Annotated in this window: 13 protein-coding genes; 9 read left to right on the top strand and 4 right to left on the bottom strand. The window is 58.9% G+C overall.

Features of this window, described 5'->3' with window-relative positions:
* Window positions 1-14: 14 nt before the first annotated feature.
* From ACWXWJ_RS03565 to ACWXWJ_RS03550, 4 genes are all read left to right on the top strand, one after another.
* On the top strand, window positions 15-647 hold the full coding sequence (locus ACWXWJ_RS03565) for an SOS response-associated peptidase (RefSeq protein ID WP_473963570.1): 633 nt from the start codon (window positions 15-17) through the stop codon (window positions 645-647).
* Between the two features lie 33 nt (window positions 648-680).
* A complete protein-coding gene (locus ACWXWJ_RS03560) occupies window positions 681-1,295 on the top strand; it encodes a sigma-70 family RNA polymerase sigma factor (RefSeq protein ID WP_293790799.1) in 615 nt (204 codons plus the stop codon).
* A 5-nt stretch (window positions 1,296-1,300) separates the two neighbouring features.
* Window positions 1,301-1,564, top strand: a complete 264-nt coding sequence (gene rsrA, locus ACWXWJ_RS03555; RefSeq protein WP_293790800.1) for a mycothiol system anti-sigma-R factor — start codon at window positions 1,301-1,303, stop codon at window positions 1,562-1,564.
* 72 nt (window positions 1,565-1,636) lie between these two features.
* Complete coding sequence (locus ACWXWJ_RS03550) at window positions 1,637-2,008, top strand: PH domain-containing protein (protein ID WP_293790801.1); 372 nt, start codon at window positions 1,637-1,639, stop codon at window positions 2,006-2,008.
* Between the two features lie 97 nt (window positions 2,009-2,105).
* Here the strand turns inward: ACWXWJ_RS03550 and ACWXWJ_RS03545 are convergent, their stop codons facing one another.
* From ACWXWJ_RS03545 to ACWXWJ_RS03530, 4 genes are all read right to left on the bottom strand, one after another.
* Complete coding sequence (locus ACWXWJ_RS03545; RefSeq protein WP_011274008.1) at window positions 2,106-2,180, bottom strand: 50S ribosomal protein bL37; 75 nt, start codon at window positions 2,178-2,180, stop codon at window positions 2,106-2,108.
* A gap of 83 nt (window positions 2,181-2,263) precedes the next feature.
* Window positions 2,264-2,530, bottom strand: coding sequence for a WhiB family transcriptional regulator (locus ACWXWJ_RS03540; protein ID WP_005293852.1), 267 nt, complete (start codon window positions 2,528-2,530; stop codon window positions 2,264-2,266).
* Between the two features lie 365 nt (window positions 2,531-2,895).
* Window positions 2,896-4,203: an Rv3212 family protein gene (locus ACWXWJ_RS03535; RefSeq protein WP_473963569.1), complete on the bottom strand. Its 1,308-nt coding sequence runs from the start codon at window positions 4,201-4,203 to the stop codon at window positions 2,896-2,898.
* Window positions 4,200-5,528: a DEAD/DEAH box helicase gene (locus ACWXWJ_RS03530; RefSeq protein WP_473963568.1), complete on the bottom strand. Its 1,329-nt coding sequence runs from the start codon at window positions 5,526-5,528 to the stop codon at window positions 4,200-4,202. Before ACWXWJ_RS03530 ends, ACWXWJ_RS03535 begins: the two co-directional genes overlap by 4 nt.
* Window positions 5,529-5,638: 110 nt before the next feature.
* On the opposite strand from ACWXWJ_RS03530, the gene ACWXWJ_RS03525 reads away from it, so the two are divergent.
* The 5 genes from ACWXWJ_RS03525 to ACWXWJ_RS03505 all read left to right on the top strand — a co-directional run bounded on the left by ACWXWJ_RS03525 (window position 5,639) and on the right by ACWXWJ_RS03505 (window position 14,789).
* Window positions 5,639-5,902: a DUF3107 domain-containing protein gene (locus ACWXWJ_RS03525; RefSeq protein WP_293790804.1), complete on the top strand. Its 264-nt coding sequence runs from the start codon at window positions 5,639-5,641 to the stop codon at window positions 5,900-5,902.
* Window positions 5,903-6,025: 123 nt separating this feature from the next.
* On the top strand, window positions 6,026-6,883 hold the full coding sequence (locus ACWXWJ_RS03520) for a DUF3152 domain-containing protein (protein WP_293790805.1): 858 nt from the start codon (window positions 6,026-6,028) through the stop codon (window positions 6,881-6,883).
* Window positions 6,884-6,891: 8 nt separating this feature from the next.
* On the top strand, window positions 6,892-7,812 hold the full coding sequence (locus ACWXWJ_RS03515; protein WP_293790806.1) for a TIGR02569 family protein: 921 nt from the start codon (window positions 6,892-6,894) through the stop codon (window positions 7,810-7,812).
* 59 nt (window positions 7,813-7,871) lie between these two features.
* On the top strand, window positions 7,872-11,189 hold the full coding sequence (locus ACWXWJ_RS03510; RefSeq protein WP_473963567.1) for a PD-(D/E)XK nuclease family protein: 3,318 nt from the start codon (window positions 7,872-7,874) through the stop codon (window positions 11,187-11,189).
* Entirely contained in the window at window positions 11,190-14,789 is a 3,600-nt protein-coding gene (locus ACWXWJ_RS03505; RefSeq protein ID WP_473963566.1) for a UvrD-helicase domain-containing protein, read from the top strand.
* Window positions 14,790-14,796: the final 7 nt, after the last annotated feature.

The following is a 14,796-nucleotide window of genomic DNA, read 5'->3' as shown; positions in this document are numbered from 1 at the left end:
CATAATGGGCAGGTATGTGTGGCCGATACGTTCTTTTTAGTTCCCTCGAACAGCTTGCGGATAATCTGCGCAGTCGGCTGGGTGCATCCCGCATCCTGCGCGCTGGGGAGGGAGAGTGGCCCGCCAACTTTAACGTGGCCCCAACGACCGAGGTGCCGATCGTACGGGAGTTTAGAAACGAGACTGCAATCGGACCCGCGCGGTGGGGATATCCTCCTAAGACGGTGTTCAACGCCAGGGGAGAAACGGCATTCTCCAAGCCATTGTTTGCAGGATCGGTGCCCTGTGCGTTCCCCATGGACGGTTGGTACGAGTGGACGGTCGGAGCAGATGGCAAGAAGCAGCCCTGGTTCAGCACCGCTGCAGACAATCAGCCGATGTATGCGGCAGGGCTATGCAAGGCGGTGGAGGGACAGCTGTACGGCACGATTATTACCGTCGCAGCTCTCCCGGAACTCGAATGGCTACACAGCCGCATGCCCCGGATCCTGGTCGGCGATGAGCTCGGTGCGTGGTTGAAAGGCGAGAGGACGGACATGGTGGCGTCACCAAATAAAGAAACAGTTGTCGACAGCCGCAAGGCCGATAGGAAGGTCGGTTCCGTGGCCAATAACTATCCGGAACTGGTGGGAATGAGTGAGGGATAGAATTGCGTTGGAAGAAAGGTGAGAGGTGAGCGAATGAAACGCAGCAACGACAGCGCTGATGAGCTGCTGCACAGGTTCGAGGCCGAAGCATTGCCTCTGCTGGATCAGCTGTATGGAGCGGCACTGCGGATGACACGTAACCCAGCTGATGCGCAGGATCTTGTGCAGGACGCGTATATGAAGGCCTATCAGGCTTTTGGCTCCTTTAAGGAAGGCACCAACCTGAAAGCGTGGATGTATCGAATCCTGACGAATACGTACATCAACAACTACCGCAAGGCACAGCGCAGACCTACGGAATCCAGCGCCGAGGATATGACCGATTGGCAGCTGGCGGAGACGGCAAAGCACGACTCCGTGGGATTGGAATCTGCTGAGGTTGAGGCGCTGAAGAACATTCCGGACAAGCGCATTCAGGATGCGTTGATGAGCTTGGGTGACGACTACCGCATGGTCGTGTATTACGCGGACGTGGAAGGCCTGGCCTATAAGGAAATCGCGGAGATCATGGATACTCCCATAGGAACCGTGATGTCCAGGTTGCACCGCGGGCGCAAGCAGCTGCGCAGCAAGCTTAAAGACGTGGCGGCAGAGCACGGGATTGTGACTGGCGAGGCTCAGAAGAAACTCACGGAAGCGAAGGGATAGGGCATATGTTCGGAGAGAATTCGCGAAAGACCGATTGCGACGACCTGCTGGATGCGCTCTATGAGGTTGCCGATGGTGACGCCGACTGGGAGAGCCGGGAGCGGTTGCGTGCTCATGCGGATGCGTGCCCGGAATGCCTGCGGCAGCTGGGTATTGAGCAACAGGTTCGTGATCTGCTGCGCAGTTGTTGTAGCCAGCCGGCACCGGTGGAGTTGCGCGCGCGGATTTGTACGCAGCTGCGGGTGATTAGCTACCGCGTGGAGGAGTAGATCCAAGTATCGTTGCTTTCTACCGGTTAGTTTTTGGAAGACAATCCAAGTTAAAGGTAGAAGGAGAGAAAGATGGAAGCTGCTCAGATCGCGGAATGGACATTTATCGAAGAAGTCGCGATCCCACAGGACGTAATGGCACTACTAGTGCCCGGCGAACAGGCGGTTGTGGCGTTCAAGACTTTTAGGGATAGCGCGGTTTTTACGACCAAGCGTTTGATCATGCGTGACGCACAGGGGCTGCGCGGTAAGAAGGTTGAGGTCTACTCTTTGCCCTATTCGTCAATTAATATGTGGTCCACCGAGAATGCTGGAACGCTGGACTTCAATGCTGAGATTGAACTATGGACGCGCGCCGGGAAGATCAAGGTGAAGATCGGGCGGGATCTGGATGTTCGCCGTTTAGACTCGTTGATTGCGCACAGCGTTCTGGGAGCACTATAGCTTTTGGTAGCGCAGTAGCGTTGGTCGAGGAGTAGGAAAAGCAAAAGGCCGGTGGGCAAACCGTGTAATACGGTACCCACCGGCCTTTGATTACGGCTTAGCTGTTTGGACGCTTACCGTGGTTAGCCTTCTTCTTGCGACGATCCTTGCGCTTGCGGCCACGCTTGCTCATTGTGCAGCTCCTTGGTGTTTACAGGGGATTGTTTCCAACCAGTTCAGCTTAGCGGGGGTGCGAAGCTGGGCAAAATGTCGGTCTTAAACGGTGATGCGCTTGCGGGTGCGGGTGCGTCCGCGGTTGGTGCGACGCTTCAGGGCGCGACGCTCATCCTCGGCCATGCCGCCCCATACACCGGCATCCTGTCCGGACTCGATGGCCCAATTCAGGCACTGGGAAGCGACGGGGCAGCGGTTGCAGACCAGCTTGGCCTTGGCGATCTGTGCCAGGGCAGGGCCGGAGTTTCCTACGGGGAAGAACAGTTCGGGGTCTTCTTCACGGCAAACGGCTTTGTGGCGCCAATCCATTGTTGTGTTTCCCTTCTATTTTTTCGGGCAACAAATGCCCGGGTGCGTCGTCTTGGTTGCTTGCGTTGTGGGTGGGTGCACTTAAGCCGGAGATCGAAGTTGGGCTCGACGAATTAACCTAGAGAATCTCTAGGCGAATTCAGGCAAAAGTGTTTGTGGCGAAGTGGCGTGCAGGCCCGTGTGTGAAGTGGCCGCGGCGGCTTCTCGCCAGACGATTAAGACCTTGTTGGCTTACTGTTAACCTCTTGGTCTTTTCTCGGTTACTTGGAGAATTTTGGCACGTTTTTGACAGATTGGCTAGAGTTTAGATTCAAAATGTGAGAAACATCACAAGAAAACGATTTGCTGTAGCGGAAGTGAAGCGATTATTCGGTTGCGCCATCTTCGGCGGAGCCTAGTGCCACCACAGTCTTGCCACGCTTTTCAACCAACACATCGCCCGTCTGCTTCAGCGTCACCATGCCCTCGTAGCCCTTACGGTCTACAGGGATCGTCCGCAAAACCTTGCCATTATCCCAATCGACCACGTCAATTCCCTTGTACGTCGGCACTAACAGCCGCCCACCGAGAGGAACCGCAGGACCTATGGCCCCCTCAACCGTGAACTTTGGTTCCAGTGTCGACGGTCCGAAGGTAACCACCCGTGCGCCGTCGAACCAGCTCATCAAGTGCGCCGAGTCTGCCGTCTGGGGGCTGAAGAGTTCTCCGTTGCGTTGCTGCGGATTCAGCAGGGGAGCAGGGTCTGCCGGGTACTGCTGAAAGTTACCTTCCTTGTCGAGCACCTGGAAGCGCGAACCCTCGTTGTCCTTTCCATCTTTCGCACGCTTGCCATTACCCGGTACGTAAATCGCCGCCCGATCTATGCCAATGGCCACCAGCTCACTGCCCGCTGGAACCTCGTACTCGTGATATTTCTCCGGCGCGTCCGAGTCCTCCGGCTTTGTCTTCAACAGCCGAATCAGCTTCTTCTCATCGTCCGGGCAGGCCTGCGCGGTAGCCAAGAGTTCCTTGCGCGTCAGCGCGGAGCTAAAACTGCACTCCACGTATTTCTGCCTGCCAGGCTTTACTTCGGTCAGCTTCTCACCGACCTCCACAAGTCGCACGAGATCGGTACGAAGGAGCTCTGTGCGAGCGGGAGCCAACATCCCGATTGCATCGCGGCTCTGGAAAAGCCTCACATTATTGGCGGCCAGCATGTCGCGGGTGTGCCGGTATTTGCCGGTGCTGCTGTCTAGGGACACAACCTGCCCACAGCCCTTCGGCCCTTGCAAGAACAGGTTCGTCTTCTGCCAGTTCGCCGCCACCCCACACAGGTCCTCTGGTGCGCTGTAGTGCCACACCTCCGAGCCGTCCTGCCCGCGCACCATCTTTGCATTGTTGCCGTCGGTCAGTACCACGCCGCCCTGATCCACCACGAGGTCGGTGGAATCGGTTTCTGCGGACCATAATTCCTTCAGCCGCTGAGGGGCCTTTGGAGTTTTGGCATCCTTGCCGGCGTCGAGTGTTCGATCGTCAGCGGTGATTGGATCGCTGGCAACTTGGTGATCCACCTTGCGCGCATCGGATCCCAGCCACGTGACGCCGCCGAGAGCTAAAACGCTGCAGGTAAGCGCTGCGGCAATGACGTGATCGCTGCGGCGCGCGCGTTCCGGGGAAGGTAGACGACGGCTCATCGACGAGGCCTCCTACTGGACTTCTTTACCTTCAATGCCGCACCTTTCACTCCACGTGCCGGCCCAATCCGGTCGCTGATGCTCTCTGGCAGGCCAAACTCTGCCAGAAACTCTTTACTTGACGAGAACCACTGGGGTGGATCCGGCAAACCCAGCCCCAGCGCTTCGTTGATCGCGTTCCACCGTGTGACTTCATCCCAGCCGATGAGGCTGACGGCAGTGCCCGTATTGCCGGCTCGACCAGTGCGGCCAATGCGGTGTACGTATGTGCGTTCGTCGTCGGGCACCTGATAGTTGATGACGTGCGTGACGTCCTCAATGTCGATGCCGCGTGCGGCGACGTCGGTAGCGACCATAACGTCGGTTTCATTGTGGCGGAACTCGCTTAGCGATTCCTCCCGGTCTTTTTGTCGCATGTCACCGTGCACCGCGCCCACGCGAAAGCCCAGCTCGGCGAGTTCTTGCGCCACATTCGCGGCCTGTCGCTTCGTACGTGCGAAAACGATGCTGCGGCCCCGCCCCGGTGTCTGCAGGATTCTAGCTAGGGCGGAGAGTCGGTCGAGTTTGTGAGACTGAAAAACTACCTGCTTCGTCGTTTCGTGGGTGGCCTCCGTCGCCGCGCTATCAGCCTGAATGAGTATGGGGTGGTGCATTAGCGTCCTGGTCAGTGCAGCAATCGGCCCCGGCATGGTGGCAGAAAATAGCATCGTCTGCCGCTTCGGATTGGTTTGCGTGATGATGTCGCGCACATCATCCAGAAACCCCTGATCCAGCATTTCGTCGGCCTCGTCCAACACCACGATTTCAACTGTCTCCAGTTGCAAGTATCCCTGCCGGGAAAGGTCCAACAATCTGCCCGGTGTGCCCACGACGACGTCCGCTCCACGGGTCAGCGCGGCGGTTTGCTTCTCGAAGCCCACGCCGCCATACACCGCCTGTACCTGCAGAGCACGGGTCTTGCTCTTCCCTGGTGACGCCCCTTCGGCCCCCACCGGCACCCGTAGATTCTTGGCAGCTGCAGTGAGATCGTCGGTGACTTGCAAACACAACTCTCGGGTAGGCACCACGATCAAGGCGCGTGGGGTGCCGTCGGGGGCGGTGACGGCGGCGTCATCAAAAACCCGATCGAGAACAGGAATGCCGAAACCTAACGTTTTACCCATGCCCGTGCGCGCCTGTCCGATGACGTCCGAACCTTTGAGGGCGATCGGGAGGGTGTATTCCTGGATTGCGAAGGCATGGGTGATACCGGTCTCTGCCAGGGCTTCCGTGATTTCCGCGGCTACTCCGAGGGCGTTAAAAGAGGGGCGGGAACCGGTATTCATGGGGCTCCCACCTTCCTTCCAAACCTTTTGGGAAATGCGCTTGCAGAATCTTGCGTCGCGTTTGCGATAGCTATGATGGTCACAATACTGCACGTGAGTATAAAACGAATATGAAGGAAAGGTTTCCTATGCAGATCAAGGTCGGATTCGTACACAACGCCCGCGAGCTGGCGATCACCGTCGATACTTCTAACGAGCAGAGCAAGTCGCAGGATGAGTATGTGACGGAAATTCAGAATTTCCTGGCCTCCGGTGGCAGCGAGACCCTGACCATCGAGGGCGCCAAGGGAACTCGCTACGTGCTTGTGCGTGAGCAGGTTGCCTACGTTGAGGTAGGCGCAGAGGCTAAGAACTCCGTCGGCTTCGTAAGCTAGGAGCGACGACGAGTTTTGAGTAGCGGCAGCAGTTTTCAGCGCCACCCAATTCCACCGGCTCGGAAGTCAACATCGGTGGAAGGGGGACAGCAGACACGCGGCGAAAACCTTAGCTTTCGCCGTGTGCTACTGGTCATTGCCGCATTTGTGCTGGTGTCGCTCCTGATCATGTACAGCGTACTCACTGGCTTGGGGAGTCACGATAGCGCGCAGGGGGGCGGTGGCGTGGCGTCGAAAGGCAACCCTGGACAGTCAGCTAAGTCCACGAACGACGAAAGCTCCATTGATGGGGAAGGTAGCTACGATGACCTAGAGCTGGGCGAGCTGCCCCCTGGCGGAAAATACGCGAAGAAGGGCAGCGGAAAGTTCCGCACCGTCGGCAAGCCCGGCAAGAAAGTCGGAAAGGGAAAGAAGAAGTTCACCTATGTGGTGGAGGTAGAAAGCACCGTTAAATCAGCCGACTACGGTGGCGACGATGCCTTCGCCGCAATGGTGGACGCCACCCTTTCCAACCCGAAATCGTGGGTTGGCGATCCGCAGTACTCCTTCCAACACGTAGATGAAGACAAACTGCCAAAGGGGGAAAAGCCGGATATGCGCATCCAGCTAACCTCAACCAAAACCACCGCCAAGACCTGCGGTAATAGCTACGGGATTGAGACCAGCTGCAATTATTCAGGCGAACGGCGTGTGGTGTTGAACGAAGCACGCTGGGTGCGCGGAGCTATCCCCTTTGAAGGCGACCTGGGTGCTTATCGGCAGTACATGATCAACCACGAAGTTGGCCACGCCGTAGGCCATAGCGCGCATGAGCCATGCACGGGTGATGGCAAACTAGCGCCGATCATGATGCAACAGACGATCAGCTTGAATAACGCCGAAATCTATAAGATCAACCCGGAAGAGCCCTTCGGGCACGACTCAAACACCTGCAAGGTCAACCCGTGGGTATTCCCCTTCGGGTACAAGAAGAGTAAGTAAACGAGAACATGATCAACGACGATTCTCACAGCGACTTTCAATCCCCGCCACCGGCGCATATTTTGGCCAGCTTCCAGGTGCCCTCGGCACATCCGGTGCTTTTGGAGCAGGAATGGAGCCAAGGATGGCGCTGCGATAGGGCAGTGATTTCCCGCGCGGACGAACCGGCAAGGGCAGCGTGGATCGCGAAGATCATGTCCAAGGTGCGCCCCGCAGGCGTGTCAATGTCGCGCCCTATCTTTTCTTCCGACGGGCGGTTTAGCGTATCCGGATGGCGTGCGCGGACGTTTATGTCCGGCCACCAGTCGCCGCGCTTCGATGAGATGGTTGCAGCCGCTCTGCGACTCAACGAAGCCCTGCGAGGCGAGCGGAAGCCGACGTTCCTGGCACCGCCGGTGGCTGGCAAGAAGTGGTATGAATACGACCTCTACGCTGCGGCCGACCAGGCGGCCTTTGCCGAGGACCCGGCAGAGTGGATTACGCCGGTGCTAGCCCCCGAAACTGTGCCGCGCGAAGACGTCGCTGAAGCGTTGGTGAAGGCCGCGAGCTTGGCGGAACTGCGCGGGCCGATCAACGAGGAAGACCAATTGGTGCACGGGGACATTGCCGGCTGCACCATTTTCGACGGCACCGCTGACCCCATCGTGACGGATTTATACCCAGCCTGGCACCCGGCTGCCTGGACTGTCGCGCTGTTGATCGTGGACACGATGGCCTGGGGGAATGCTCCGGATGCGTTGTTGGATCGGTGGGCACACCTGCCTGACTTTGAACAGCTGGTGCTGCGCGCAGTGATGTATCGACTTTTCCTGCACGCGATGCTGCCGAACGCTAGGCCGGATTCGTGGGCGGGGCTAGCGCGCGTCGCGGATGTAGTGGCGGCCTGGGTCGCACAACGCCGAGACGAACAACGCCGAGACGAACAATAATCGAACACAAAAAGAAGTTCAGCGGGAGGTTGTCCTGTGCGCGTGACAAACTTAAAGACATGGAGCAGGTCAACACTCGAGACATCAACCGCGACCTAGAAAAGCGGCTCGGAGCCAGCGGGAAGCCGCGCGTACGGCTGGGCCAGCCGTCGGCGACGACCGAACCTCAGGAACACTTCGAAGGCCTTGCTGGAGCGCTGGTCGAAGGATCCACACAGGTGGATTATGCGAAGCCGTATGCGATTCTCGGCGGACCGGGTACGGGCAAAACGTCACTGTTGATCGCTGCTGCGCGGGAATTCCTTCTGCGCGGGGGATCGGCGTCAGAAATAATGTTCTTCGCACCGTCGAAACAGGCGGCGACGGCCGTGCGCGCCGCACTGTATCAGCGCATGGCGGGCGAGGGGGACTATGCAGCTTCCGGTACTTTTGTGCGCTCGGTGCACTCGTGGGCCTTCGCGTTTTATCGCAGTGTGCAGACGCTGCGCGGTAAAAAGCAGCCACGGCTGATAACGGGTGCGGAGCATGACATGCAGATCCGCGAGATCCTGCGTGGCACTGTGGAGGACGGCAACCGTTATTGGCCCGCCAATGTGGTACCGGCCTTGGGATATTCTGGCTTTGCCCAACAGCTGCGTGACCTGCTGCTGCGCGCTACAGAACGGGGAGTATCGGCGGAGCAGCTGCAACAATTAGGCGTGGAGCACGGGCGACCTATGTGGGAGGCCGCGGGGCAATTCCAGGCTGAATATGAGCAGGTGCAGCGCCTGGGCCAGTCCGAGAGCCTGAACGCTTCGGAGTTGTTGCACGCCACTCTTGCTACTTTCGACCAGCCCGAGGGGGAGCAGTTGGTCGAAAGGCAGCGGACGAAGACCAAACTGGTGCTGGTTGACGACGCACACAATTTGGATCCCGCGTCTGCGAGGTTGATCGAGAGCTTCCTGGTCCCCGGAACCCGCACTTTCATCGCAGGCGATCCGGATCAGTGCGTGTTCCACTTCCGTGGGGCCGACGAGGCTTTTTTGGACTCCTACTCGCAGGATCCAGACCACCGGGTTGTGCTTAGTGCTTCCTATCGTTTGACGCCCCTTGCGGTTCAGGCAGTGAACGATATCCGCAGTCACTTGAGTTTTCAGCCAAGTCGCGTGGAACTGCGTTCCGCCGCGGCGCGCGAGGGGAACGTGGACGTGACAATCGCTCCGACAGAAACCGCGGAACGCTTGAGGATTGTCGATGTAGTGCGGCGCGCGCATGTCGAGCAGGACGTTGCGTGGGATGACATGGCGGTAATCGTGCGCGGCACGGGCAGTATCGCGCGGGTGCGTAGATCGCTCATGGCCTATGGCGTGCCTGTGAAGGTGGATCCGACATCCATGGTGCTGGCGGAACAACCGCTGGTGCGCATGCTGCTCCTAGCTGCGGAGGCCAGCTACCGCGATCTCACGGTGGCGGAGATGCATGAGCTGTTGGAAGGAAGCGTGGGCGGAGCGGATCCGGTGATGGTGCGCCGCGTACACCGCGCGGTGGCGCTGGCAATTCGTTCTGCACAGGTTGTCGGCCAACAGTTGCGACAGCATGAAAATGCTAAGCCATTCCAGGCTGCGGATTATGTGACGGAGTTTCTAAACCACCCGGGTGTCCCGGCGAATCAGTGGATCATTAGCTACTGCGGGCCGCGCGAGCTAGAAGTCATCCAGCGCGTATCCAAGGTTTTGGATGCAGGGCGTAGCGCACTGGCGGAACACCAGAGTACAGAAATGGTGCTTTGGAAGATTTGGCAGGCCACACAGCTGGATATGCATCTGCGGTCGCAGGCGTTGAAGGGTGGATCCCTAGGCGCCCAGGCTGATGCGGACCTGGATGCGGTGATGAGTTTGTTCGACATGGTAGGTGACTTTGCAGAGCGAAATCCGCACGCAAAGGTGAAGAGCTTTGTCGACAGTATTCGTGCCCAGAAGGTGCCAACCGGAGGGCGCGATCAGCGCGGAGTGCGCTCCGGCGCGGTAGAGATTCTGCCAGCCCACGCTGCGGCGGGTAGGCAGTGGCAAGTCGTGGTAGTGGCCGGTGTACAGGAAGGAGAGTGGCCGACCGGCCCGACCGTCGGCGGACTCTTCGGCCAGTTGGAGCTGGTGGATCTGCTGGATCGGGGTATCGACCCGAGCGTGCCCGTGGCACGTATCAACGATGCGATTGAGGAGGAGCGCCGACTATTCCTGCTAGCTGTGAGCCGGGCGACGGAAAGCGTGCACGTGACGTGCGTAGAGAACTCGGGTGACGAAGCGATGGTGCCCTCGCGCTTTATCGCCGAAATGGGCGTGGAGCCCACCACACTGGCGACCTTGGCGGAGTTAGACGGGGCTGTTGGCCATATGGTTTCAGGCTCCGGTGCGGGCACGCTGCCGCGCGTGCTGGCAATTGAATCCTTGCTGGCGGAGCTGCGCGATGCTGCGACTGACCCGCAACGCCCTGGTCACGAACGCCAGGCGGCCATGCGGAACCTGGCGAAGATGGCACGTGCCGGGGTGCATGGCGCAGCGCCCGAGGAATGGTGGGGCATGGTGGAACCGTCCACGAGCGCACGTGTGTTGGCCGGGGACAAGATCCGCCTGAGCCCATCCAAGCTAGAGAGCTGGAGCACTTGCGCCCTGCGTACTTTCTTGGAGTCGAATGGTGGTGTGAGCGAATCCACCGAGCCGATGCGTGTGGGCATTGTCATCCACGCAATCGCCGAGCAGATTGCGCACGGGATGGATCTATACGAAGCGAAGCTGGCAATTCGAGAGATTCTGCCGCATGTGCTTGACGGACCAGAGTGGAAGAATGACCAGACTCTAGAGGACTGGGAAAAGGGCGTCGAAAGGCTCTTTAATTACATCGACGGCCTGCGACAACAAGGCAATGAGCTAGAGACGGAGCGCACGCTCAGGGCCACAGTCGGACAGACACCCGATGGGGTAGAGGTAACGCTGAGTGGTCGTGCCGACTTGCTGGTGACGAACCCGGAGAGCGGCCTGACGAAGGTGATCGACTTCAAGACCGGCAAAAGTGCGGTGACTAAGAAGGTTGCGGAGGAGAGTCCGCAATTGAGCACGTATCAATTCCTGTTGCCTCTCAACGAACGCTCCGGTCAGGCGGGGAGGACGTACCGCCCCGGAGGTGCATCGCTGGTGTACCCGAGGGTGACCAACAAGACAATCGCCGAAAGGCCCCAGGCGGAGTTGACGGAAGAACAACTAGCTGGAGCGCACGACAAGTTGATGGAGATAGCGCCAGTGACGGCAGGGCCGACATACCTGGCCACGCCCAACGATCGCTGCAGAAACTGTGGTTTCAAGGCGATCTGCCCCGCACAGGCCACAGGAAAGCAGGTGGTGTAAATGGATAACAACCGACACATCTACAGCCCTCAGGAGCTGTCAAGGCTGATGGGGCAGAGATTCGAGCCCACCGATGAACAAGCTGACGTGATCCAGGCGGGGCCGTTCGGTAACTTCCTGGTGGTCGCCGGCGCCGGCGCAGGTAAGACCGAAACGATGGCTGCACGTGCCGTTTGGATGGTGGCGAACGGTTACGCTAGGCCTGAACAGATCTTGGGTCTGACCTTCACCCGTAAAGCTGCCGCCGAGCTGGGAGAACGCATTCGCCAACGGCTGCAGACCCTCGCGGAAAGTGCCTTTATGGATGAGCTGGCGCCAGACGATCCACGCCGCGAGGTGCTGAAGAATATCGCTCCGGCAGTGGCGACCTACGATTCCTATGCCGGAGACATCGTCCGTGAATATGGCTTGCTCATCCCATCTGAACCTGCCGCACGGCTAATTACCGACGCCGAACGGTGGATGGTGGCGCGGGACGTGATTCTCAACTCGGGTGGCTCAGTGACCGCCGACAAGTCCATAGCGACCGTTATTGATGACGTGTGCACCCTTTCAGATGAAATGGATAACCACCTGGCCGAATTAGGTGAGGTTCAGAGCGAGAGCCTGAAAGCTAAGGACTTGCTGGAAGAGCTGCCCAAGAAAGCGAATGCAAAGAGTGAGTTCACCGGGGATAACCAGAAGTTTCTTGATGCCCAGCAGTATCGCATTGAGCTGCTGAGCTTCGTGCAGCAATACCGCGAAGCACTGCAGGAACGCGACCTGTTGACCTTTGGACAACAGATGAACAAAGCCGCGCAGCTCGTACGCGACCACGACATCGTGGGACAGGAACAGCGGCGACGCTTCCGCGTGGTCATGCTGGATGAATACCAGGACACCGGCCATGCTCAGCGCATCATGCTGCGATCCTTGTTCGGTGAAGGGCGTGCGAGCGGCAGTGAGTTTTCTGCGATGGCGGTGGGCGACCCAATGCAATCGATCTACCAGTTCCGCGGAGCTACGGCCTCTAATCTGGAGAAGTTCCGCACAGACTTCCCCGATGCTTCTGGCGAGCCAGCGCAGAAACTGCAGTTGCTGACGTCCTGGCGTAACCCCACCAGGGTGTTGGACATGGCCAATAAGGTTTCTACCTGGTCCATGGAACGGAGCACTGAGAGCACCGGGCGCCTAGTCTCGGAACTGCGCCCGCGCTCCGGAGCCGCGGAAGGCGAGACGGCTGTGGCCTTTTTTGAGGAGCGCGAGCAGGAACTCGACTGGCTGGCCGAGAAGCTTCAGACCCAGTGGGAGGCCTACCAGCAGAAGCTGGAGGCAGCGGAAAACCCGGCGAAGATTAAGCCCTTTTCCGCCGCAGTGCTGGTGACTGTAAACAAGGATGCGGTGCCGATCTATGAAAAATTGGTGGAACGCGGGGTACCAGCGGACATGACCGCCGGACCTGGACTTTTGGATATTCCCGAGGTCGCTGACGTGTTCTCTACGTTGCGCGTGCTAGTGGATCCCACGGATGACGTAGCACTTTTACGCCTGCTGACCGGACCACGGTGGAACATTGGAGCCGCAGACCTTGCTGTGCTTACTCGCCGCGCAGAGCAGATCGTCAATCGTGGAGCCGCGCAGCCTGGTGAAATGGATGAGACCGCAGCGCAGTTACAGGCCGAGAAGATCGACGCTTTCCGAAGCGCCGGGGTGCGGGAGGAGCTTATCGACAAGGTACTGGAGGCCATCCCCGACCCCACTGAGTTTTCCGTGGGGCTGACCGACGCGCTTGCAGACATGACTGATGCGGAGGAAATGGGCATGTCGGCTAAGGGAGCTAGGCGGCTTGCACAGCTCGGGCGAGAGCTCGGATACTTGCGCCGTCATAGCCTGCAAAAGAATCTGCCGGATCTGGTGGCGGATATCGAGAAGATGCTGGGAGTGCGCACGGAAGTTCTGATGCGTTGGCACCGTCAGCCGGAGCAGGCAATCGGTACCAGCCACCTCGACAAGTTCGCGCAGATTGTACGCGAATTCTCCCGCGTTGTTACTGCCAGCCCCCAGGCATTGGTCGAATACCTGCTGGCAGCTCATGCGAAGGAAGACGGCCTGGACCCGGGCGAGGTTCAGCGCAAGGACAACACCGTACAGATCCTCACGGTTCACAAGGCAAAGGGGCTGGAGTGGGACATCGTCGCCGTTCCACATGCCTCCCGCGAACGCTACGGCGATTATTCCCAGCCTAGGAGTGAATCTTCCTGGACGACCAATGCAAAGGTGATGCCCAGCAGCCTGCGTGGCGATGCCGGCGACCAGCCGGGAGCATACCCAGTACTCTCGCTGGCCGAAGCGGAGAATCGGTCACAGCACACCAAAGAATACAACGCGTTCAACAAGCAAGTCAGTCGATTCCGTGCAAAGGAGAACGACCGACTGTTCTACGTGGCAATCACCCGTTCCGAGCGGGTGCTCTATGTCAGTGGATCGGCATTTAAAGGATCGACAGCGAAGGGCAACGACCCATCCATCTGCCTTTCTCAGCTACGCGAGTATATGCAGGAAAATGGCATAGATAGCCAGGTGGAATACTGGTCTGATTTGGGGAAGTACTACAAGGACCTGGATCAATTGCTGGAAGACTCAGACGGGCCACTTGAGGACAAGCTCTTTTTGCCAACCCCTGAGATCAACGCACAGCGTTTGGACTACGAAGAGGAACGCAAAAACCGTGAATCCGAGGGCACTGTTGGTGCCTCTTGGCCCCGTACCGATCTGGTCGGGAATCGCCCCGAGGTCACTGAAGCCGCAGCTCAGCTGAGGGCGGAAATCACAGCGCTAGAGGAGAAGACCAATGCAGGTACGGCAGGCGACGCCGACACTCCCGACGCTGACCACTCCGCACCCTCGACACTTGCCGAGGCTTGGGATCTGGAGACAGATCTGCTGCTTGAAGAGCTCGCCGAGATGGACAATACCGAACTATTGGTTCCCATGAACGTACGGATGACAGCCACCGAGGCTGTAAGCCTGCGCAAGGACGAGGAAGAGTTTGCCCTCCGCGCCCGCCGACCGATCCCACTGGAGCCGAAGCCCTACGCCAAGCGCGGCACCGCCTTTCACAACTGGGTGGAGCAACGCTATAAGCAGGTTTCGCTGCTGGACGAGGATCAACTCCCCGGAGCCTCCGATGCAACCCTGGAAGACCCCTATCTCGATACCCTCAAGGAGGCCTTCCTCCGATCCGAGTGGGCACACCGACAGCCCGCCAGCGTGGAAGGCGCCTACTCCGTCACCATTGGCGGCCATGTGTTCGAAGGGCGAATCGACGCGGTGTTCCACGAAGGAGACGACCCCGCCAACGGCTGGTTCGTCGTCGACTGGAAAACCGGGCGTAAACCCACCGGTGCGGACATGGATGCCGCCGCCATGCAGCTTGCCGTCTACAGGCTGGCATGGGCGAAGCTGCTTAGCGCAAAACTGGGGGTGGAGGTGCCCGCCGACAACGTTCGCGCTGCGTTCCACTACGTCGTGGCCAATGAAACATATGAACCGCGTACACTACTTTCTGCAGACGAGCTCGAAGGGATGCTTGGGGGCGTCACCAAAGGCAACGAGCAATGACGAGAGG

The organism is Corynebacterium sp. p3-SID1761, from assembly GCF_055862885.1.
Note: the sequence above shows the minus strand (reverse complement) of the source record. Positions and strands in the feature narration are given on the sequence as shown.

Coding starts and splice junctions, on each gene's coding strand:
- ACWXWJ_RS03565 (WP_473963570.1), top strand. CDS start 15: ATGTGTGGCCGATACGTTCTTTTTAGTTCCCTCGAACAGCTTGCGGAT.
- ACWXWJ_RS03560 (WP_293790799.1), top strand. CDS start 681: ATGAAACGCAGCAACGACAGCGCTGATGAGCTGCTGCACAGGTTCGAG.
- rsrA (WP_293790800.1), top strand. CDS start 1,301: ATGTTCGGAGAGAATTCGCGAAAGACCGATTGCGACGACCTGCTGGAT.
- ACWXWJ_RS03550 (WP_293790801.1), top strand. CDS start 1,637: ATGGAAGCTGCTCAGATCGCGGAATGGACATTTATCGAAGAAGTCGCG.
- ACWXWJ_RS03540 (WP_005293852.1), bottom strand. CDS start 2,530: ATGGATTGGCGCCACAAAGCCGTTTGCCGTGAAGAAGACCCCGAACTG.
- ACWXWJ_RS03535 (WP_473963569.1), bottom strand. CDS start 4,203: ATGAGCCGTCGTCTACCTTCCCCGGAACGCGCGCGCCGCAGCGATCAC.
- ACWXWJ_RS03530 (WP_473963568.1), bottom strand. CDS start 5,528: ATGAATACCGGTTCCCGCCCCTCTTTTAACGCCCTCGGAGTAGCCGCG.
- ACWXWJ_RS03525 (WP_293790804.1), top strand. CDS start 5,639: ATGAAGGAAAGGTTTCCTATGCAGATCAAGGTCGGATTCGTACACAAC.
- ACWXWJ_RS03515 (WP_293790806.1), top strand. CDS start 6,892: ATGATCAACGACGATTCTCACAGCGACTTTCAATCCCCGCCACCGGCG.
- ACWXWJ_RS03510 (WP_473963567.1), top strand. CDS start 7,872: ATGGAGCAGGTCAACACTCGAGACATCAACCGCGACCTAGAAAAGCGG.
- ACWXWJ_RS03505 (WP_473963566.1), top strand. CDS start 11,190: ATGGATAACAACCGACACATCTACAGCCCTCAGGAGCTGTCAAGGCTG.